Genomic DNA, 20545 nt, shown 5'->3' with positions numbered 1-20545 from the left:
ACGACGAACGCGATCCGGCCTCGTCACCGAAGAACGACGTCGGGGTGCGCTCCACCGGCACCGGTCGATGACCGACGACTTCGACCCGCACTCCCGGTACGGCCGGAAGCACGCTGCCAAGCTGCAGCGCGCCGCCGACCACGCCCGTCGCTCCGTGCCGGACGACGAACGCCCCACCCAGGACCCGGACGAGCCCTTCGTCGGCTGGCACTTCGTCCGCAGTCGCCGCTGGCTCGGGTACTTCGCGATCGCCGTGGCCTTCGCGATCGTGTGCGCGCTGTTCGGCATGTGGCAGTGGGACCGCCGCAACGAAGCGGTGCGCCAGAACGAGCAGGTCGCCCAGAACTACGACCACACCCCGGTCCCCCTCGACCAGGCGCTGCCGACGGCGTCGAGCTGGCAGGACGAGCAGGAGTGGCTCCGCGTCTCCGTGACCGGCCGCTACGACATCGACGCGCAGCTGCTCGTCCGCAACCGCGTGCACAACGGCCAGCCCGGCTTCGAGGTCCTCACCCCCCTGGTCACCGACGACGGCCGGGCGTTCATCGTCGACCGCGGCTGGGTCCCCACCGGCAACGCGCAGGACGCCCCCGACCACGTACCCGCTCCCCCGTCGGGCGAGGTCACGGCGATCGTCCGGCTGCAGCAGAGCGAGCCCCGGATCCCCGGCCGTACCGACCCCGCGCACACGGACCAGGTGCAGTCGGTGACCCTGGCCGACGTCGCGAAGAAGGTCGACACCCCGATCTGGACGGGTGCGTACGGCGAGCTCGCCTCCGAGTCCCCCGCCCCGACCGAGGCGCGCCCGCTCGGCTGGGAGCGTCCCACTGCCGACACCGGCCTGCACCTGAGCTACTTCATCCAGTGGTTCCTGTTCGCGGCCGGCGGCTTCGGGTTCCTGGCGTACGTGATGGTGCAGGAGTACCGGAACCTCAACCAGGACGACCCGGAGGAACGCGAGCGCGCCCAGGAGCGGCAGCGCCGCAAGGACGCCAAGCCGAAGACCGACGCCGAGATCGAGGACGACCTGATCGCGTCCCGCCGCTGACGCGCTGCGCCGGGCCGCTCGCCGCGGGCGCGCCGCCGAGCGGTCACGAACCGTCGCCCGTCGACGCCGGTGACGCCACGTGGTGACCACTCGGCGGACGTGAGCGGGTTGCCTTGACCGACGGGACAGCGGACGGGAGGCCCGTGGCGGCGTCGCCACGGGCCTCCCGTCCGTCCTACGGTCACGTCGACCACCGCACGCCGCCCGGCCGCTGGTCACGACGCGCTCGCACGCGTGCCGCCGAGCGGTCACGAACCGTCGCTCGCCGGCGACGGCGACGACACATGGTGACCACTCGGCGAACCTGAGCGGGGTGTCGTGACCGCCCGCTAGGCGAGCTCGATGAGCTCCGCGTAGTCCTTGTTCCAGTGGTCCTCGGTACCGTCCGGCAGGAGCAGCACGCGCTCGGGGTTGAGCGCCTCGACGGCACCGGCGTCGTGCGACACCAGGACGACGGCGCCCTCGAACCCGGCGAGGGCGTTGAGGATCTCCTCGCGCGACGCCGGGTCCAGGTTGTTCGTCGGTTCGTCGAGCAGCAGCACGTTCGCGCCCGAGACGACGATCATCGCGAGCGACAGACGCGTCTTCTCACCGCCGGACAGGACCCCGGCCTTCTTGTAGCCGTCGTCCCCGGTGAACAGGAACGAACCGAGCACGCGACGGGCCTCGGTCTCGTTGAGGTCGGTCGACGCCGACACCATGTTCTCGATCACGGTGCGGTTGATGTCGATGTTCTCGTGCTCCTGCGCGTAGTACCCGATGCGCAGACCGTGGCCGGGCTGGATCTCACCGGTGTCGGGCAGGTCGGCACCCGCGAGGATCCGGAGCAGCGTCGTCTTGCCGGCACCGTTGAACCCGAGGATGACGACGCGCGAACCGCGGTCGATCGCCAGGTCGACGCCCGCGAAGATCTCGAGCGACCCGTAGGACTTCGACAGCCCCTCGGCCATGAGCGGCGTGCGGCCGCACGGGGCCGGCGTGGGGAAGCGGATCTTGGCGACCCGGTCGGCGACGCGCTCGTCCTCGAGACCAGCGAGCAGCTTGTCGGCACGCGCGACCATCTGGTGCGCAGCGGCGGCCTTCGAGGCCTTCGCCCCGAACCGGGCGGCCTGGTCCTTGAGCGTGGCGGCCTTCTTCTCGGCGCCGGCGCGCTCCTTGCGACGACGCTCCTCGTCGGCGACGCGCTGCCGCTGGTAGAGCTTCCAGCCCATGTTGTAGATGTCGATGGTCTGGCGGTTGGCGTCGAGGTAGAACACGCGGTTGACGACCTCTTCCACGAGTTCGACGTCGTGGGAGATGATGATGACGCCACCGGGGTAGGTCTTCAGGTGCTCGCGCAGCCACACGACCGAGTCGGCGTCGAGGTGGTTCGTGGGCTCGTCGAGGATCATCGTCTCGGCATCCGAGAACAAGATCCGCGCGAGCTCGATGCGACGACGCTGACCACCGGACAGGGTCTTGAGCTGCTGGTCGAGGATGCGGTCCGGCAGCTTGAGGTTCGACGCGATCGACGCCGCCTCGGCCTCGGCCGCGTAGCCGCCGAGCGCGTTGAACTGGTCGTCGAGTCGGCTGTACCGGCGCATCGCCTTCTCGGCGACGGCGGTGTCCTCGCTCGCCATGTCGAGCGTGGCGAGGCGGATGCCCTCCACGAGCTCACCGAGCCCGCGGGCGTCGAGGATGCGCTTGCGTGCGGTCTCCTCCGGGTCGCCGGAGCGCGGGTCCTGCGGCAGGTAGCCGATCTCACCACCGCGGTCGATCGTGCCGCCGTTCGGCTGCGTCTCGCCCGCGAGGGCCTTGGTCATCGTCGTCTTCCCCGCGCCGTTGCGGCCGACGAGTCCGATCTTCTCGCCCTTCTCGACACGGAAGGACACGTCTTCCATGAGGAGACGAGCTCCGACGCGGATCTCGAGTTCGTGCACGGCAAGCACAGTGGACGTCCAATCAGTTGGTGGGTTTGCACAACGACGTGTGCGTGAGGTGCACCGCTACGCTGACGGGACCGATGGTTCCGAACGGGACCAGCAGTCCATTCTAGGAGAATCCATGACGAACGCCACCGGGTTCGCTCCCCGCGCAGTCCTCGCCGACCGTCTGCGGACGCACGGGCTGGCCACGAACGCCGCCCTCGTCGCCGGCGGAGCCCTGTTCACCGCTGCGATGGCACAGCTCGAGGTCCCGATGTGGCCGGTCCCGATCACCGGGCAGACGCTCGCCGTCGTCCTCGTCGGCGCGACCCTGGGTGCCCGCCGCGGCATGCTCTCGCTGCTCGTCTACGCCGTCGCCGGCCTGGCGGGTGCGCCGTTCTTCGCCGACATGACCGGCGGCCTGCAGGCCCTGGCCGTGCCGAGCTTCGGCTACGTCATCGGGTTCATCCCCGCCGCGGGCGTCGTCGGTTGGCTGGCCCGCCGCAACTGGGACCGGCACTTCGGGCGCGCAGCCGTCGCGATGCTGCTCGCGAGCGCCATCCCGTTCGTGACCGGACTGCCGTACCTGGCGGTCGTGCTCGGGCAGCTCGGCGCACCGAACGACCTGCAGTCGGTGCTCGCCGCCGGCCTGTACCCGTTCATCGTCGGTGGGATCGCGAAGGCGCTCATCGCTGCGGGCATCGTGCCGCTCGCGTGGAAGGCGCTCGGCCGCCGCTGACGCTGCGCACGACAACGGCCCCGCACCGATCGGTGCGGGGCCGTTCTGCGTCCGCTGCGTGCGGGGCGGCGGGCCGAGGGTCGGTCACGACTCCCCGCCAGCCGGACGCCGAGTGGTCACCTTCCGTCGCCCGGAGCGCGGTCGGCCGACAGAACGTGACCGCTCGGCGAACGTGAGCGGCGTGTCGCGCTCCGCGCGTGGCGCGACCACGGACAGACGGGAGGCCCGGTGCCAGCTGGCACCGGGCCTCCCGTCTGCGGTGTGGTCGCGACTAGATCGCGAACCCGAGCGCACGCATCATCTCGCGCCCGTCGTCGGTGATCCGCTCCGGACCCCACGGCGGCATCCAGACCCAGTTGATGCGGAAGGCGTCCACGATGCCGTCGAGGGCGTTCGCGGTGTCGCCTTCGATGACGTCGGTCAGCGGGCAGCCGGCACTCGTCAGCGTCATGCTGATCACGAGCGCCGAGGCCTCGTCGTCCCAGGCCAGGTCGTAGATCAGGCCGAGGTCGACGATGTTGACGCCGAGCTCCGGGTCCTGGACCTCCTTCAGGCCCTCGACGACCTCGTCGAACTTCTCCGGGGCGAGTGCCGCGATCATCAGGCCTGCGCCTCTGCGGCGGACGCCGCCGCGGCCTGCACGTAGCGGTCGTAGCCCTCGTTCTCGAGGCGGTCGGCGAGCTCCGGGCCACCCTGCTCGGCGACCTTGCCCGCGACGAACACGTGCACGAAGTCCGGCTTGATGTAGCGGAGGATGCGCGTGTAGTGCGTGATGAGCAGCACGCCCAGGCCGGTCGCGGCCTTGGCGCGGTTCACGCCCTCGGACACGATCTTCAGCGCGTCGACGTCGAGGCCGGAGTCGGTCTCGTCGAGCACGGCGAAGCGGGGCTTGAGGAGCTCGAGCTGCATGATCTCGTGGCGCTTCTTCTCGCCACCGGAGAAGCCCTCGTTGACGTTGCGCTCGGCGAACGACGAGTCCATCTTGAGGTCGGCCATCGACTGGCGGAGCTCCTTGATCCAGCCGCGCAGGGCCGGGGCCTCGCCGTCGATCGCCGTCTTGGCGGTGCGGAGGAAGTTCGACACCGTCACGCCGGGGATCTCGACCGGGTACTGCATCGCCAGGAACATGCCGGCGCGGGCGCGCTCGTCGACGCTCATCGCGAGGACGTCCTCGCCGTCGAGGGTGATCGAGCCACCGACGACGTTGTACCGGGGGTGACCGGCGATCGTGTACGCCAGCGTGGACTTGCCGGAGCCGTTCGGCCCCATGATCGCGTGGATCTCGCCCTCGTTGATCGTGAGGTCGACACCCTTGAGGATCTCCTTGGTGCCCTGATCGGTGTCGATCGAGACCTGGAGGTCGCGGATTTCCAGAGTGGACATTGCGTGGGTTCCTTCGGTTTTCTGTCGTGTCGCGGACGGGCCGCGGAAAGTGTGGGGGCCGGGAGGCGGTGTCAGTCGACGGGCACGGGGTCGTGCACGTCGACGTAGACGTCGCCCTCACGCACCTCGACCCGGAACACCGGGACGGGCTCGTACGCCGGGAAGTTCTGCGGCTTCCCCGTGGCGAGCGAGAAGCGGGAGCCGTGGGCCCAGCACTCGAGCGTGTCGCCCTCGATGAAGCCCTCGGCCAGCGAGATGTCCCCGTGGGTGCAGGTGTCGCCGATGGCGTGCACGGTGCCGGACGAGTCCTTCACGATGGCCACCGCGGTGCCGTCGACGACGGCGCGCATGGGGCTGTCCACCGCGATCTCGGACTCCGCGCAGACCTTCGTGGGCATCAGGCGTCGGCCTCCGCCGGCGCGACGATCACCGAGCGGCCCTCGGCGAGCTCCTGCTCGACCGCGGCGATGAGTCGTTCCTCGAGCTCGGGCGCACCGATCTTCTGGATGACGTCGACCAGGAAGCCGAGCACGACGAGACGACGCGCTTCTTCCTCGGGGATGCCGCGGGCCTGCAGGTAGAACAGCTGCTCGTCGTCGAAGCGACCGGTCGCACTCGCGTGGCCGGCGCCCTCGATGTTGCCCGTCTCGATCTCGAGGTTCGGGATGCTGTCGGCACGGGTGCCGTCGGTCAGCACGAGGTTGCGGTTCTGCTCGTACGAGTCGGTGCCGTCACCGGCGCGACCGATGAGCACGTCACCGATCCACACGGTGTGCGCGCCCTTGCCCTGCAGCGCGCCCTTGTAGTTGACCCGACCGCGCGTGTTCGGCGCGTCGTGGTTCACGTAGACCTGCTGCTCGATGTACTGACCGGCGTCGGCGAAGTACACGCCGTACATCTCGGTGTCGGCGCCCTGCGCACCGAGGTGCGTCGAGGGGTTGACCCGGATGACGTCGCCGCCGAGCGAGACCACGACGTGCTTCAGGAAGGCGTCGCGGCCGACCTCGGCGAAGTGCGTCGAGACGTGCACCGCGTCGTCGTCCCAGTCCTGCAGGCTGACGACGGTCAGGCGTGCGCCGTCCTGCACGACGATCTCGATGTTCTCGCTGAGCAGTGCGCTGCCGCGGTTGTCGAGCACGACGATGCCCTGGGCGTGCGGCTCGGCCGTGATGACCGTGTGCGCCGCTCGGGGCTGCGTGCCGAAGTCGGAACGCGTGATGGTGATGAACTCGTGCGCCTCGGTTGCCTTGACGGTGACGGCGAGGACGGCGTCGCGCGCGGTCCACGCAGCGGCCGCTGCACGGTCCTCGGGCAGACCGGCGGTCCCGACGCGGGGGTCGTCGCTGCGACCCCACTCGACGTCGGCACCGTCGGACTGGCGGGCGAGGAACCGGTAGGCGGATCCGTCGAGACCACCGTCGAGGAGCGGCTGGAGCTTCGCCAGGGGCGCGAACTTCCAGTTCACCTCGCGGCCGGTGACGGTCGGGAACGCGTCGAGGTCGCCGGACTGGAACCGCTCGGAGCGGGTCTGGACCGGGATCTTCTTGTCCGGGGCGTCCCAGCCGCCGTCGGAGTGGGCTCCGGCGCCGTGCTGTTCGGCACCCTGGGCGGGTGCCGCGGGCTCGATCGGCTGGTCGATGTGGGGAGGGGTGGTGCTGGACATCTAGCCGACGGATCCTTCCATGCTCATCTCGATGAGCTTGTTGAGTTCGAGCGCGTACTCCATCGGGAGCTCGCGGGCGATCGGCTCGATGAAGCCACGGACGATCATCGCCATCGCTTCGTCCTCGGCCATGCCGCGGGACATCAGGTAGAAGAGCTGCTCCTCGCTCACGCGCGAGACCGTGGCCTCGTGCCCGAGCTGGACGTCGTCGACGCGGATGTCGATCGCCGGGTACGTGTCGCTCCGGCTGATCGTGTCGACGAGCAGCGCGTCACACCGCACGGTGTTCGCCGCGTGGTGCGCCGCCGGGTCCACCCGGACCTCGCCGCGGTACCCTGCGCGACCGCCGCCACGGGCGATCGACTTCGAGACGATCGACGACGTCGTGTACGGCGCCATGTGGATCATCTTCGCGCCGGCGTCCTGGTGCTGGCCGGGGCCGGCGAACGCGACGGACAGGGTCTCGCCCTTGGCGTGCTCACCGGCGAGGTAGATCGACGGGTACTTCATCGTCACCTTGGAGCCGATGTTGCCGTCGATCCACTCCATCGTGGCGCCCTCGTGCGCGATCGCACGCTTGGTCACGAGGTTGTAGACGTTGTTCGACCAGTTCTGGATCGTCGTGTACCGAACGCGGGCGTTCTTCTTCACGATGATCTCGACGACGGCCGAGTGCAGCGAGTCCGACTTGTAGATCGGGGCGGTGCAGCCCTCGATGTAGTGGACGTAGGAGTCCTCGTCCGCGATGATCAGCGTCCGCTCGAACTGGCCCATGTTCTCGGTGTTGATCCGGAAGTAGGCCTGGAGCGGGATCTCGACGTGGACGCCCTTGGGGACGTAGACGAACGAGCCGCCGGACCACACGGCCGTGTTCAGCGCGGCGAACTTGTTGTCGCCGGCCGGGATCACGGTGCCGAAGTACTCCTGGAAGAGCTCGGGGTGCTCGCGGAGCGCGGTGTCGGTGTCCATGAAGATGACACCCTGCTGCTCCAGGTCCTCGCGGATCTGGTGGTACACGACCTCGGACTCGTACTGCGCGGCGACACCGGCGACGAGGCGCTGGCGCTCGGCCTCGGGGATGCCGAGCTTCTCGTAGGTCGCGCGGATGTCCTCGGGGAGGTCCTCCCACGACTGCGCCTGCTTCTCGGTGGAGCGCACGAAGTACTTGATGTTGTCGAAGTCGATGCCCGTCAGGTCGGCACCCCACGTCGGCATCGGCTTGCGGCCGAAGAGCTGCAGGCCCTTGAGCCGGTTCTTGAGCATCCACTCGGGCTCGTGCTTGAGGTTCGAGATGTCGGTGACGACCTCGTCCGAGACCCCACGGCGGGCCGAGGCCCCGGCCGAGTCGGAGTCGGACCAGCCGAACTCGTATTGCCCGAGCCCTTCGAGCTCGGGACGGTCGATGAGCACGTCGGACATGGTCTCCTCGTTTCCTTCTCGCGGGGCAGCGTCTTCAGGTGTCAACCCGTGGCGTCTGGACGCCATTCCACCGCAGACCGCCGACAGGCGGACACGGTGCTGCTCCCTCGCAACGACAATGGTTCCACGCAGTCCCTGGATCGATCGGCGATCTCGGCCCATTCGGAGCCGGCGCCTGCCTAGACTTGACTGCTGCTGAACCCTCGAATCCTACAGGTTCACTGCACGGAACAACAGGAAGGCACCACCCTCGTGACTCGCGTCGGACCCCCCGTCGACCAGGATCTCCGGACCGCACGGTGGTGGTCGCTCCCCCGGGTCGTCGACCGCCGGGTCATCGCGCTGGCGTGGGCCTCGTTCGTGGTCGAGGTCGTGTTGATCGGCACCGGCGGCCTCGTCCGCCTGACCGCGTCGGGCCTCGGATGCCCCACCTGGCCCAAGTGCACGGCCGATTCGCTCGTCTCCACGCCCGAGATGGGCATCCACGGGATCATCGAGTTCGGCAACCGACTGCTCACCTTCGTGCTCGTCATCGTGGCGATCGCGATGTTCCTGGCCGTGGTCCGGATGCTCCGCACGCGCCCCGAACTGTTCTGGCTCGCGTTCGCTCAGGGCGTCGCGATCCCGGTCCAGGCCGTCATCGGCGGGCTCAGCGTGCTCACGAACCTCAACCCGTTCGTCGTCGGGCTGCACTTCGTCGTGTCCGCCGCCCTGACCTCGGTCACCGCGGCCCTGGTCTACCGGACGATGCACGGCCCCCGCACCAGCCACCGCCTCGTTCCCGGTTGGTACACCGGCGTCGTCCGCGGCACGGTCGCCGCCGTCGTGGTCACCGTGCTCGTCGGCATCCTGACGACCGGCAGCGGCCCGCACGCCGGTGCCGACGAGGCCGTCGACGGCGGCATGCTGCACCGCACGGGCTTCGACCCCGCGGTGATGGAGCACGTGCACGCCTGGCCCGCGTACGCCCTGTTCGCGCTCACCCTCGTGCTCGTCGTCGGCGCCGTCCGGCTCCGGATCTCGAGCAAGTGGGCGCTGTTGCTGCTCGTCGTCGAGTTCCTGCAGATCGCCGTCGGTCTGACCCAGGCCCGCACCGGCCTGCCCGTCGGGCTGGTGGGCACGCACATGGTGCTCGCCGGGCTGCTCGTCGGGGCCACCACGGCGGTCGTGCTCGCCACGCGCGCCAGCGCCGGTCGCGAAGCCGTGCGCGAACCACTCGACGCCGCCTGACGCCCGGGCGCGTCGCACGCGCAACACCCGTTCTGCGACACCCCACGAGTCGATCGACTCGCGGGGTGTCGTGTTCGCGGTGCGCAGGGTCACGCGGGGCGCAACCACACGCGTGCGCCCCGCGCCCACGTACGCCCCCGGCGGCCAGGAGGCCCGTGGCGGCGCCGCCCCGCGCCTCCCGTCTGCCCCGTGCGCACGTCCACAGCCGCGCCAGATCGCGCGCTGACCCGGAACGACGTCCTCGACGTCGCACGACGTCGAGGACGTCGCATCCCCGCGCGCGCAACCGTCGCGCACGCGCACCGACGACGAAGGACGTCGTACGACATCGAGTTCGTCGTACGACGTCGCCCAGTGGCGGCCCGCAGTGCCTAGAAGGTGAAGACCTGCGGCAGCAGCGGGTCGATGCCCACGGCGATGAAGAGCAGCGTCAGGTACGTGATCGAGCTGTGGAACACACGCATCGGCTGCACGTGCTCGACGTGCTGGATCGCCCGCGAGTACAGCCGGTGCGACTCGACGACGAACCAGATGCCACCGGCCAGTGCGACCACGGTGTACAGCGGCCCCATGTGCGCAACGGGGATGAGCAGGAGCGAGCAGACGAGCGTCGCCCAGGCGTACAGCACGACCTGCAGGCCGACGACGGTGCGACCGCGGACCACGGCGAGCATCGGGACGTCGGCGGCGTCGTAGTCGTCGCGGTACTTCATCGACAGCGGCCAGTAGTGCGGCGGCGTCCAGAGGAAGATGACCATGAAGAGGATGACCGGGGCCCAGGTGAGGGAGCCGGTGACGCCCGCCCAGCCGATGAGCACGGGCATGCAGCCGGCCGAGCCGCCCCACACGATGTTCTGCGGGGTGCGGCGCTTGAGCCACAGCGTGTAGACGAACACGTAGATGAGGATCGCGATGACGCTCAGGGCCGCGGCGAGCCAGTTCACCAGGAACCCGAGCACCGCCGTCGACAGGACGCCGAGGATCCACGAGAACACGAGGGCTTCGCGGTCCGAGAGCTCACCGGTCACCAGCGGGCGGGTGCTCGTCCGCTTCATCAGGCGGTCGATGTCACGGTCGATGTAGCAGTTGAAGGCCGACGCCGAGCCGGCGGACATCGCCCCGCCCAGCATCGTCCAGAACACGAGCCAGAGGTCCGGCACGCCACGCTCGGCCAGGAACATGGTCGGCGCGGTGGTCACGAGCAGCAGCTCCATGACCCGCGGCTTGGTCAACGAGACGTACGCACGGACCTTGCGGGACAGCGTCGATCGGGGTCGATCGGTGTCGGGCCTGGTCACGGTGGCAGTCGGCAAGGGAACCTCAGTCTGTTCGCATCAGCTCGCACACTCGGTGGACGACTGCGGCGGCGTCCGGGCATGCGCTGACCCGGAATGTCCACGGGTCGTCGACAGTTTACGTGATGGAAGCGCCGCGATGACGCCCCGCTCCCCCATCCCGTGCAGACATCCCGTGCAGAACGACGGGCCGCGGAGCACGACACGCCCGGCGGACGAGGGCCCGGGTGACCCGACTCGTGAACATCGGGCGTCACCTGAACCCCTTCTGAGTGGCTGGTCACTATGCTGGACCTGCCCTCCCGCAGTGCGCGCCCCGATGACGTCGGCCGCGATGAGCCGGTCGGCCGCCGCTAGACGGCGACACGACTCGGCCCCGGGATGGCCACATGTCCGTGCGATGGCACGAGCCCTCGCACATGTCGCATCAAGAAGGGTCAACATCCAAGTGGCTGAATTCACCTGGGACGCCATCGACCGGAAGGCCGTCGACACGGCCCGCGTTCTCGCCGCCGACTCGGTCGAGGCCGCCGGCAACGGTCACCCCGGCACCGCGATGAGCCTCGCGCCGCTCGCACACCTGCTCTTCCAGAAGGTGATGCGTCGCGACCCGAGCGACTCCACCTGGATCGGCCGCGACCGCTTCATCCTCTCCGCCGGTCACGCCTCGATCCTGCAGTACGTGCAGTTCTACCTGCACGGCTACGGCCTCGAGCTCGACGACCTGCAGCACCTGCGCAAGTGGGGCTCGAAGACCCCGGGTCACCCGGAGTACGGCCACACCGACGGTGTCGAGATCACCACCGGCCCGCTCGGCCAGGGCCTCGCGTCCTCGGTCGGCTTCGCCTACGCCCAGCGCTTCGAGCGCGGCCTGTTCGACCCGGAGACCCCGGCCGGCCAGTCGCCGTTCGACCACTTCACCTACGTGATCGCCGGTGACGGCGACATGCAGGAGGGCGTGACGAACGAGGCGGGCTCGCTCGCCGGCCGTCAGCAGCTCGGCAACCTGATCGCGTTCTACGACTCGAACCAGATCTCGATCGAGGACAACACCGACATCGCGTTCTCGGAGAGCGTCCCCGAGCGCTACGAGGCGCTCGGCTGGCACGTCCAGATCGTCGACTGGAAGAAGACCGGCGAGTACTCCGAGGACGCCGTGGAGCTCCACGCCGCGATCGAGGCCGCCCAGCAGGTCACCGACAAGCCGTCGCTCATCGTCCTCAAGACGATCATCGGCTGGCCGTCGCCGACCAAGCAGAACTCCGGCAAGATCCACGGTTCGGCGCTCGGCGCCGACGAGATCAAGGGCCTCAAGGAGGTCCTCGGCTTCGACACCGCGAAGACCTTCGAGGTCGCCCCCGAGGTCCTCGAGTACACCCGCGGCGCCGTCGCCAAGGGCCAGGCGCAGCACGCCGAGTGGCAGAAGACCTTCGACGCGTGGGCTGCTGCCAACGCCGACAAGAAGGCGCTGTTCGACCGCGTCAACGCCAAGGAGCTCCCCGCGGACCTCGAGGCAGCACTGCCGGTCTTCCCGACCGACAAGGCCGTCTCGACCCGTGCCGCCTCCGGCAAGGTCATCAACGCCATCGCGCCGCTGATGCCCGAGTTCTGGGGTGGCTCGGCCGACCTCGCCGAGTCGAACCTCACCACGATCGAGGGCGCCAAGTCCTTCGGTCCGGCCGAGGCCTCGACGTCGACGTGGAGCACCGACCCGTACGGCCGCGTGCTGCACTTCGGCATCCGCGAGCACGCCATGGGCTCGATCCTCAACGGCATCGTCCTGCACGGGAACACCCGCCCCTTCGGCGGCACGTTCCTGATCTTCAGCGACTACATGCGTCCGGCGGTCCGTCTCGCCGCGCTCATGGGCGCCCCGGCGATCTACGTCTGGACCCACGACTCCGTCGCCCTCGGCGAGGACGGCCCGACGCACCAGCCGATCGAGCAGGTCTCGTCGCTCCGTGCGATCCCGGGTCTCGACGTGGTCCGCCCCGCCGACGCCAACGAGGTCGCGTACGCCTGGCTCGAGATGCTCAAGCACACCGACCGCCCGGCCGGCATCGCGCTGAGCCGTCAGAACCTGCCGGTGTTCGAGCGTGGCGAAGGCGACGCCTCCGGTGAGGTCTTCGCTTCGGCGAAGAACGTCGCCAAGGGTGCGTACATCCTGGCCGAGGCGCCGAACGGCACCCCGGACGTGATCCTCATCGCGACCGGTTCCGAGGTCCAGATCGCCGTCGAGGCCCGTGAGCAGCTCAAGGGCGAGGGCATCAACGCCCGCGTCGTGAGCGCACCGTCCATCGAGTGGTTCCGCGCCCAGTCCGAGAACTACCAGGACCAGGTGCTCCCGAAGGACGTCACCGCTCGCGTGTCGGTCGAGGCCGGCATCGCCATGAGCTGGCGCGACATCGTCGGCGACAAGGGCCGCAGCGTCTCGATCGAGCACTTCGGTGCCTCGGCCGACTACCAGACGCTCTTCAAGGAGTTCGGCTTCACGACGGAACACGTCGTGGCCGCCGCGAAGGAATCCATCGCGGCTTCCTGACCCGCAGGGGCCGGGTCCGGTTCGCCGGATCCGGCCCTTCTGCCGGGAGGCGCGGTTCGGCTCCGCCACGCGCCCCCGGTCCCCCAGACCCCGGCCATCAGGCCGATGAAGGAAAGAAGAGAAACACATGGCTGAGAACACCCCCACTGCCGCCCTCTCCGCGGTCGGCGTGAGCATCTGGCTCGACGACCTGTCCCGCGAGCTCCTCGAGACCGGCAAGCTCACCGACCTCATCGCGCAGAAGAACGTCGTCGGCGTGACCACCAACCCGACGATCTTCGCGTCGGCCCTCGCCAAGGGCGAGCGCTACGACGCCCAGGTCAAGGAGCTGGCCGCCGCCGGCACCGACGTGACCGAGGCGATCTTCGAGATCACCACGCAGGACGTCGCCAACGCGTCCGACGTCTTCAAGCCGATCTACGACGAGACCAAGGGCTTCGACGGCCGCGTCTCGATCGAGGTCGAGCCGGGCCTCGCCCACGAGACCGCCAAGACCATCGAGCAGGCCAAGTTCCTGTTCGAGAAGGTCGGCCGCGAGAACGTCCTCATCAAGATCCCCGCAACGGTCGAGGGTCTCGAGGCCATCACCGAGGTCATCGGCGCCGGCATCTCCGTCAACGTCACCCTGATCTTCTCGCTCGAGCGCTACCGCGCCGTCATCGACGCCTACCTCGGTGGGCTCGAGAAGGCCAAGGCCGCCGGTCACGACCTGTCGAAGATCCACTCGGTCGCCTCGTTCTTCGTGTCGCGCGTCGACTCCGAGATCGACAAGCGCCTGGACGCCGTCGGCACCGACGAGGCCAATGCCCTGAAGTCGAAGGCCGGCATCGCCAACGCGCAGCTCGCCTACCAGGTCTGGACCGAGGCGTTCGCCTCCGAGCGCGCCCTCGGCCTGCTCGAGGCCGGTGCGAACACGCAGCGTCCGCTTTGGGCCTCGACCGGCGTCAAGGACCCGTCGCTGCCCGACACGCTCTACGTGACCGAGCTCGCCGCCCCGAACACCGTGAACACGATGCCGGGCAAGACGCTCGACGCCACGTTCGACCACGGTGAGATCCACGGCGACGCCATCGCCGGCACCTTCGACGCCGCGCAGCAGGTCCTCGACCAGCTCGCCGCGCAGGGCATCGACTACGACGACGTCGTGGCGCTGCTCGAGAAGGAGGGCGTGGACAAGTTCAACGTCTCGTGGGGCGAGCTCGTCGACACCGTGAAGACCGCGCTCGAGGGCGCCAAGTAGTGACGGTTTCCATCGCTGCCAGCGGCGATGCCGCGCGGGCCATCGACTCGGTGGTCCCGCGGCTCGTCGCTGACCTGGTGGCCTCGGGCATCACCGCCCAGGACCCCGAGCTGTGGGGACCGGACGCCGAGGCCGAGGCGTCCAAGCGCCTCGGCTGGGTGGAGGCCGTCTCGGTCTCCCGCCCGCTCGTCGCCCAGATCACCGCGCTGCGCGAGTCGCTCCGTGCCGAAGGGGTCGACCACGTCGTCCTCGCCGGCATGGGCGGCTCGTCGCTCGCGCCGGAGGTCATCACGCGCACCGCCGGCGTCCCGCTGACGGTGCTCGACTCGACCGACCCCGCGCAGGTCCGCGCCGCCGTCACGACGGACCTCGAGCGCACCGTGCTCGTCGTCTCGTCGAAGTCCGGCTCCACGCTCGAGACCGACTCCCAGCGCCGCGTCTACGAGCAGGCGTTCCGCGACGCGGGCATCGACCCCACCGGCCGCATCGTCGTCGTCACCGACCCGGGCTCCGCGCTCGAGGCCGCCGCGATCGACGCCGGCTACCGGGTCTTCACCGCCGACCCGACCGTCGGCGGCCGCTACTCGGCCCTCACCGCGTTCGGACTGGTGCCCTCCGGTCTCGCCGGAGCGGACATCGCCGAGCTGCTGGACGAGGCCGACGCCATCTCCGCGCTGCTGTCGGTCGACCTCGACGAGAACCCCGGGCTCGTGCTCGGTGCGGTCCTCGCCGGCACCGACCCGCTGCGCGACAAGATCGCCATCGTGCCGGACGGCACCCACATCGTCGGGTTCGGCGACTGGGTGGAGCAGCTGATCGCGGAGTCGACCGGCAAGAGCGGACGTGGCCTGCTGCCCGTCGTCCTGCACGCCGACTCCCCCGAGGTCTCCGCAGCCCTGCCGGACGTCCAGGTCATCCGCCTGGTCGGTTCGCGCGAGGACGAGCGCCACGTCGCCGAGGGCGAGGTCGAGATCACCGGGACCCTCGGTGGTCAGATCCTCGTCTGGGAGTACGCCGTCGCCGCCGCCGGGCGGCTGCTCGGCATCGACCCGTTCGACCAGCCCGACGTCGAGGCTGCCAAGGTCGCGACCCGTGCGCTGCTCGACGACCGTCCCGCGCCTGCGGACCCCGCGTTCACCGAGGACGGCATCGCCGTCTCCGCGACGCCCGGACTGCCGGTCGGGACGACGCTCGCAGAAGCCGTGACGGGCCTCCTGTCCGAACTGGACGCCACCGGCTACGTGGCGGTGCAGGCGTACGTCGACCGCACCACGAACCGTGACCTCGAGACGCTCCGCGACGCCCTGGCGGCGCGCACGCGTCGGCCGGTCACCTTCGGGTACGGCCCGCGGTTCCTGCACTCGACCGGGCAGTACCACAAGGGCGGACCCGCCACGGGAGTGTTCCTGCAGATCGTGGCGGACGAACCGGACGACCTGGCGATCCCGGGTCGGCCGTTCACGTTCGGCCAGCTCCTCCAGGCCCAGGCAGCGGGTGACGCGAGTGTCCTCGCGCAGCACGGCCGCCCGGTCCTCACCCTCACGACGTCGGACGTGCGCGCCGCCACCGCGGCCATCGCCTCCGCCGTCTCCCACTGACTCGTAAGGAGTTCACCGACTCATGTCACCGGTGGCAATCACCCCGGAGCACAACCCGCTCCGGCTGCCGACGGATCGTCGACTGAACCGGATCGCGGGACCGAGCACGCTCATCATCTTCGGCGTGACGGGCGACCTGTCACGCAAGAAGCTGATGCCGGCGGTCTACGACCTGGCCAACCGGGGGCTCCTGCCCCCGGGGTTCGCGCTCGTCGGCTTCGCCCGTCGCGACTGGGAGGACCAAGACTTCTCCCAGCTCGTGCACGACGCCGTCAAGGAGCACTCCCGCACCCCGTTCGACGAGGACGTCTGGCGTCAGCTCGAACAGGGCATCCGCTTCGTCCAGGGCTCGTTCGACGACCCCGAGGCGTTCCTGCAGCTCAAGCAGACCGTCGACGACCTGGACGCCGAGCGCGGGACGCTGGGCAACCACGCGTTCTACCTGTCCATCCCGCCGAAGATGTTCCCGGTGGTGACCGAGCAGCTGAAGTTGTCCGGCCTCACCGCGAAGCGCGAGGGCTCGTGGAGCCGCGTGGTCGTCGAGAAGCCGTTCGGCTCCGACCTCCGCACCGCGCGCGAGCTGAACGCGATCGTCGAGAGCGTCTTCGCGCCCGACGACGTGTTCCGCATCGACCACTACCTCGGCAAGGAGACCGTCCAGAACCTGCTGACGCTCCGGTTCGCGAACCAGATGTACGAACCCATCTGGAACTCGAACTACGTCGACCACGTGCAGATCACGATGGCCGAGGACATCGGCGTCGCGGGACGTGCCGCGTACTACGACGGCATCGGCGCTGCGCGCGACGTCATCCAGAACCACCTGCTGCAGCTCCTCGCGCTCACCGCGATGGAGGAGCCCGTCTCGTTCAAGGCCGCCGACCTGCGTGCCGAGAAGGAGAAGGTGCTGTCCGCCGTGCGGCTGCCCGAGGACCTGTCGACCGCCACGGCGCGTGGACAGTACGCCGGCGGCTGGCAGGGCGGCGAGAAGGTGCTCGGCTTCCTCGACGAGGCCGGGATGAACCCCGAGTCCGGCACCGAGACGTACGCCGCGATCAAGCTCGACATCGCGACCCGTCGCTGGCAGGGCGTCCCGTTCTACCTGCGCGCCGGCAAGCGGCTCGGGCGCCGTGTGACCGAGATCGCGATCGTCTTCAAGCGCGTCCCCGAGGACGTCTACGGCAACTCGCAGTCCCCCCTCGGTCAGAACGCGCTCGTGATCCGCGTCCAGCCGGACGAGGGCGTCACGCTCCGGTTCGGCTCGAAGGTCCCCGGCGTCGGCACCCAGGTGCGCGACGTGACGATGGACTTCGGCTACGGCCACGCCTTCACCGAGGCATCCCCTGAGGCGTACGAACGACTCATCCTCGACGTGCTCCTCGGCGATCCGCCGCTGTTCCCGCGGCACCAGGAGGTCGAGCTGTCCTGGAAGATCCTCGACCCGATCGAGGAGTTCTGGGCCACGCAGGGCCAGCCCGAGCAGTACCGTCCCGGCACGTGGGGTCCGGCGTCCGCCGATGCCCTGCTCGCCCGCGACGGCCGGACCTGGAGGCGTCCATGAAGATCGACCTGCCGAACACCACGGTCTCGAAGATCCAGAAGAAGCTCGTCCACATCCGCGAAGAGGGCGGCGCCGTCGCCCTCGGTCGTGTCCTCACGCTGATCATCTCGACGGCCCTCGGCCACGAGGAAGAAGCGATCGAGGCCGCGAACGAGGCGTCCCGCGAGCACCCGATGCGCGTGATCATCGTGTCGAAGAACGACGGCGACACGAAGTCGCCCGGCCGTCTCGACGCGCAGATCCGCGTGGGCAGCGACGCGGGCGCCAGTGAGGTCATCGTCCTCCGCGCCTACGGCGAGACCGCGACCGACGAGGAGAGCCTGGTCACGGGCCTGCTCCTGCCGGACGCCCCGGTCGTGGCCTGGTGGCCGCAGACCGCGCCGTCGCAGCCGTCGGCCTCGGCACTGGGCCGCATCGCCCAGCGCCGGATCACCGACGCCGCCGCGCAGAAGGACCCGAACGGCGCGATCGAGGCCCTCGGTGCCTCGTACGTTCCGGGCGACACCGACTTCGCGTGGACCCGGCTGACCCTGTGGCGGAACCAGCTCGCCGCGGCGCTCGACCAGCCGCCGTACGAGCCCATCACGGGCGTCGAGGTGACGGGCGCGTCGGACAGCCCGTCGACGATCCTGCTCGCCGCGTGGCTGCAGCTCCAGCTCGAGGTGCCGGTGACGGTCACCACGTCGCCGCGTGCGACCGGCTCGAGCGGCATCCACGGCGTCAAGCTCGTGCGCGAGTCGGGCACCATCGACCTCGAGCGTTCCCTGGTGGACGTCGCGACGCTCTCGATGCCCGGTCAGCCCACGCACGACCTGTCGCTGCCACGCCGCAACCTGCGTGACTGCCTGGCCGAGGAACTCCGTAGACTCGACCCGGACGTCCTCTTCGGAGACGTCGTCAAGCACGGGGTTCCCCAGCTGCGCGAGACCATCGCCCGCTGAGCACCCCACAACGGTCGGGTCGTCTGTCTGGTGCAGGCGGCCCGACCGGACCGAAGGCGGTCGTACGACCGGTCGGCCGCCACGAACACGGGAGTCACGTGACCAACGAACGGCGGGTGCTCGTGCACCCGGACAAGCAGGCCCTCGGCGCTTCGGTCGCCGCACGCTTCATCACCAAGATCATCGACGTGCTCGACGAGCAGGAGCGTGCCGACATCGCGATCAGCGGTGGCTCGGTGTCGTCCCTCGTCCTCGCCGCGATCGGCCAGTCGCCGGCGCGCGAGAGCGTCGACTGGTCGAAGGTCCACGTCTGGTGGGTCGACGAGCGCTGGGTGCCGGCCGGTGACGCCGACCGCAACACCACGGGGACGCAGACCGACTTCTTCGACCACGTCGACATCCCGGAGTCGAACATCCACCCGATGCCCGCGTCCGACGCCGGCATCGACATCGAAGCGGCCGCGCTGCAGTACGAGCGTGAACTGCAGGACGCCGCGTACGAGGGCGCCGTCGCTCCGCGCTTCGACATCACGCTGCTCGGTGTCGGCCCCGACGGGCACACCGCGTCGCTCTTCCCCGAGTTCCCGCAGCTCACGGTCACCGACCGCGCCGTCGTGTCGGTCGACGACTCCCCCAAGCCGCCGCCGCAGCGTCTGACGGTCACCTACCCGGTGATCAACGCCTCGCAGCGCGTGTGGGTCATCCTGTCCGGTGCCGAGAAGGCGTCGGTCCTCGGGCTCGCCCTGGCGGGCGCCTCGGTCGAGGACGTCCCCGTGGGCGGCGTCCAGGGTCGCAAGCGCACCGTGTTCTTCGTGGACCAGGACGCCGCGCGCGACGTCCCCGAGAACCTCATCGCGTCGACGTACTAGACGCGCGTCCTGCCTGACGGGAGGCCCGGTGCCAGCTGGCACCGGGCCTCCCGTCCGTCTGTGGTCGCGCCCACCGCTCCCACCGCCGCCCCACACCCGCTCGCCGGCGCCGAGCGGTCAAGAAGTGTCGCCTGAACGCGCCCCGGGCGACAGAAACCGCCGCCGCAGCGAACCGCACGCGGCATGTCGTGACCACTCGGCGAGCCGGCTCTCCGCGCGGCACCCGGCAACCGAACGATTGCGACACCCCGCCGACACGACGCCGAGCGGTCAAGAACTGTCGGCTGCGGGCGCCGCAAGCGACAGAACGTGCCACCACCGCGAGCCGCACACGGCGCGTCGTGACCACTCCGGGAGTAAGCTCCCGCGAGGTGAGCACTGCCACCCGCGCCCACGACGCACGAAGGCCCCCACACCATCACGGTGCGGGGGCCTTCGTCAGTGTGTGTGGGCGCTACGCCTTCTTGGCAGCGGTACCGCGACGCTCGCGGAGCTGCTGGAGCGCGTCCTCGAGGAGCTGCGCTGCCTCTTCCTCAGTCCGACGCTCCTTCACGTACGCGAGGTGCGTCTTGTAGGGCTCCGTCTTGGAGACCACGGGAGGGTTCTCCTTGTCGCGCCCGGCGGGGAGCCCGCTCGACGGCGAATCGACCGTCTCGGGGATCTCTTCGTCCGGGAGGTTCGCGGCGAAGTACCGCACGACCTCGTTGCCGAGGGCGTCCCAGTAGGAGATCGCCACACGCTCGGCCTGGACACCACGGTCCTGTTCGCCCATCGGTCCGGCGCCGACGCGGGACCCTCGGATTGCACTGCCTCCGCTAGCCATGGATCAGACCCCCGCCGTGAACTTGTTGATGAGACCGAGCACGATGATGGAGACGATCCAGACCAGACCGAGGATCACCGTGATGCGGTTGAGGTTGCGCTCGGCGACGCCGGACGCCCCGAGGTTGCTCGTCACGCCGCCACCGAACATGTCGGAGAGGCCGCCACCGCGGCCCTTGTGCAGGAGGATGAGGAGCGTGAGCAGGAGGCTCGTGATTGCGAGCAGGACCTGCAGCACGACGGAGAGTATCGCCACGACGTACCTTTCGTGTCAGTCAGCCGTACCAGTGT

At 69.6% G+C, this 20545-nt stretch carries 18 protein-coding genes; 9 read left to right on the top strand and 9 right to left on the bottom strand.

The features are described from left to right. Positions 1–67 precede the first annotated feature (67 nt). Entirely contained in the window at positions 68–1048 is a 981-nt protein-coding gene (locus tag EDF23_RS01645; RefSeq protein WP_131880192.1) for an SURF1 family protein, read from the top strand. Positions 1049–1377: 329 nt separating this feature from the next. Here the strand turns inward: EDF23_RS01645 and EDF23_RS01640 are convergent, their stop codons facing one another. After that, entirely contained in the window at positions 1378–2976 is a 1599-nt protein-coding gene (locus EDF23_RS01640; protein ID WP_123294378.1) for an ABC-F family ATP-binding cassette domain-containing protein, read from the bottom strand. Positions 2977–3091: 115 nt separating this feature from the next. On the opposite strand from EDF23_RS01640, the gene EDF23_RS01635 reads away from it, so the two are divergent. After that, positions 3092–3691, top strand: a complete 600-nt coding sequence (locus EDF23_RS01635; protein WP_123294377.1) for a biotin transporter BioY — start codon at positions 3092–3094, stop codon at positions 3689–3691. Positions 3692–3962: 271 nt separating this feature from the next. Here EDF23_RS01635 and EDF23_RS01630 read toward each other — a convergent pair whose 3' ends face one another. The 5 genes from EDF23_RS01630 to sufB all read right to left on the bottom strand — a co-directional run bounded on the left by EDF23_RS01630 (position 3963) and on the right by sufB (position 8156). After that, the gene (locus tag EDF23_RS01630; RefSeq protein WP_111083972.1) at positions 3963–4292 is read right to left on the bottom strand and encodes a metal-sulfur cluster assembly factor; all 330 of its coding nucleotides are present in this window, start codon (positions 4290–4292) and stop codon (positions 3963–3965) included. Next, a complete protein-coding gene (gene sufC / locus EDF23_RS01625) occupies positions 4292–5074 on the bottom strand; it encodes a Fe-S cluster assembly ATPase SufC (protein WP_111083971.1) in 783 nt (260 codons plus the stop codon). The genes EDF23_RS01630 and sufC overlap by 1 nt, the downstream gene beginning before the upstream one ends. A gap of 71 nt (positions 5075–5145) precedes the next feature. Next, complete coding sequence (locus tag EDF23_RS01620) at positions 5146–5472, bottom strand: non-heme iron oxygenase ferredoxin subunit (protein ID WP_111083970.1); 327 nt, start codon at positions 5470–5472, stop codon at positions 5146–5148. Further along, entirely contained in the window at positions 5472–6737 is a 1266-nt protein-coding gene (sufD, locus tag EDF23_RS01615; protein WP_131920125.1) for a Fe-S cluster assembly protein SufD, read from the bottom strand. The genes EDF23_RS01620 and sufD overlap by 1 nt, the downstream gene beginning before the upstream one ends. Further along, entirely contained in the window at positions 6738–8156 is a 1419-nt protein-coding gene (gene sufB, locus EDF23_RS01610) for a Fe-S cluster assembly protein SufB (RefSeq protein WP_111083968.1), read from the bottom strand. Positions 8157–8408: 252 nt separating this feature from the next. Here sufB and EDF23_RS01605 point away from each other — a divergent pair, with 252 nt between their 5' ends. Further along, the gene (locus tag EDF23_RS01605; RefSeq protein WP_111083967.1) at positions 8409–9386 is read left to right on the top strand and encodes a COX15/CtaA family protein; all 978 of its coding nucleotides are present in this window, start codon (positions 8409–8411) and stop codon (positions 9384–9386) included. Between the two features lie 371 nt (positions 9387–9757). Here the strand turns inward: EDF23_RS01605 and EDF23_RS01600 are convergent, their stop codons facing one another. Next, the gene (locus EDF23_RS01600) at positions 9758–10684 is read right to left on the bottom strand and encodes a heme o synthase (protein ID WP_111083966.1); all 927 of its coding nucleotides are present in this window, start codon (positions 10682–10684) and stop codon (positions 9758–9760) included. Between the two features lie 445 nt (positions 10685–11129). On the opposite strand from EDF23_RS01600, the gene tkt reads away from it, so the two are divergent. The 6 genes from tkt to pgl all read left to right on the top strand — a co-directional run bounded on the left by tkt (position 11130) and on the right by pgl (position 19432). Then, a complete protein-coding gene (gene tkt, locus EDF23_RS01595; RefSeq protein ID WP_123671736.1) occupies positions 11130–13223 on the top strand; it encodes a transketolase in 2094 nt (697 codons plus the stop codon). A 127-nt stretch (positions 13224–13350) separates the two neighbouring features. Next, the gene (gene tal, locus EDF23_RS01590) at positions 13351–14463 is read left to right on the top strand and encodes a transaldolase (protein WP_131920123.1); all 1113 of its coding nucleotides are present in this window, start codon (positions 13351–13353) and stop codon (positions 14461–14463) included. Beyond that, complete coding sequence (locus EDF23_RS01585) at positions 14463–16061, top strand: glucose-6-phosphate isomerase (protein WP_131920121.1); 1599 nt, start codon at positions 14463–14465, stop codon at positions 16059–16061. Before tal ends, EDF23_RS01585 begins: the two co-directional genes overlap by 1 nt. A gap of 22 nt (positions 16062–16083) precedes the next feature. Continuing rightward, positions 16084–17622 carry a glucose-6-phosphate dehydrogenase gene (zwf, locus tag EDF23_RS01580; RefSeq protein ID WP_111083962.1) on the top strand — a complete coding sequence of 513 codons (1539 nt, stop codon included), beginning with the start codon at positions 16084–16086 and terminating at the stop codon, positions 17620–17622. Further along, positions 17619–18563, top strand: a complete 945-nt coding sequence (locus tag EDF23_RS01575; protein WP_111083961.1) for a glucose-6-phosphate dehydrogenase assembly protein OpcA — start codon at positions 17619–17621, stop codon at positions 18561–18563. Before zwf ends, EDF23_RS01575 begins: the two co-directional genes overlap by 4 nt. A gap of 98 nt (positions 18564–18661) precedes the next feature. Further along, positions 18662–19432: a 6-phosphogluconolactonase gene (gene pgl / locus EDF23_RS01570; RefSeq protein WP_111083960.1), complete on the top strand. Its 771-nt coding sequence runs from the start codon at positions 18662–18664 to the stop codon at positions 19430–19432. A 454-nt stretch (positions 19433–19886) separates the two neighbouring features. Here the strand turns inward: pgl and EDF23_RS01565 are convergent, their stop codons facing one another. Both EDF23_RS01565 and secG read right to left on the bottom strand, forming a co-directional pair. Beyond that, entirely contained in the window at positions 19887–20255 is a 369-nt protein-coding gene (locus EDF23_RS01565) for an RNA polymerase-binding protein RbpA (protein ID WP_027465686.1), read from the bottom strand. Positions 20256–20258: 3 nt separating this feature from the next. Then, positions 20259–20510 carry a preprotein translocase subunit SecG gene (gene secG / locus EDF23_RS01560; protein ID WP_017887256.1) on the bottom strand — a complete coding sequence of 84 codons (252 nt, stop codon included), beginning with the start codon at positions 20508–20510 and terminating at the stop codon, positions 20259–20261. Between the last annotated feature and the right edge of the window lie 35 nt (positions 20511–20545).

Source organism: Curtobacterium sp. PhB128, from assembly GCF_004340725.1.
Lineage (GTDB): Bacteria > Actinomycetota > Actinomycetes > Actinomycetales > Microbacteriaceae > Curtobacterium.
Note: the sequence above shows the minus strand (reverse complement) of the source record. Positions and strands in the feature narration are given on the sequence as shown.

What these genes read in the sequence shown, in the direction of transcription:
- EDF23_RS01565 (WP_027465686.1), bottom strand. Translation starts at nt 20,255, where the DNA reads ATGGCTAGCGGAGGCAGTGCAATCCGAGGGTCCCGCGTCGGCGCCGGA.
- sufB (WP_111083968.1), bottom strand. Translation starts at nt 8,156, where the DNA reads ATGTCCGACGTGCTCATCGACCGTCCCGAGCTCGAAGGGCTCGGGCAA.
- zwf (WP_111083962.1), top strand. Translation starts at nt 16,084, where the DNA reads ATGTCACCGGTGGCAATCACCCCGGAGCACAACCCGCTCCGGCTGCCG.
- EDF23_RS01635 (WP_123294377.1), top strand. Translation starts at nt 3,092, where the DNA reads ATGACGAACGCCACCGGGTTCGCTCCCCGCGCAGTCCTCGCCGACCGT.
- sufC (WP_111083971.1), bottom strand. Translation starts at nt 5,074, where the DNA reads ATGTCCACTCTGGAAATCCGCGACCTCCAGGTCTCGATCGACACCGAT.
- EDF23_RS01575 (WP_111083961.1), top strand. Translation starts at nt 17,619, where the DNA reads ATGAAGATCGACCTGCCGAACACCACGGTCTCGAAGATCCAGAAGAAG.
- tal (WP_131920123.1), top strand. Translation starts at nt 13,351, where the DNA reads ATGGCTGAGAACACCCCCACTGCCGCCCTCTCCGCGGTCGGCGTGAGC.
- EDF23_RS01630 (WP_111083972.1), bottom strand. Translation starts at nt 4,292, where the DNA reads ATGATCGCGGCACTCGCCCCGGAGAAGTTCGACGAGGTCGTCGAGGGC.
- EDF23_RS01645 (WP_131880192.1), top strand. Translation starts at nt 68, where the DNA reads ATGACCGACGACTTCGACCCGCACTCCCGGTACGGCCGGAAGCACGCT.
- EDF23_RS01620 (WP_111083970.1), bottom strand. Translation starts at nt 5,472, where the DNA reads ATGCCCACGAAGGTCTGCGCGGAGTCCGAGATCGCGGTGGACAGCCCC.
- sufD (WP_131920125.1), bottom strand. Translation starts at nt 6,737, where the DNA reads ATGTCCAGCACCACCCCTCCCCACATCGACCAGCCGATCGAGCCCGCG.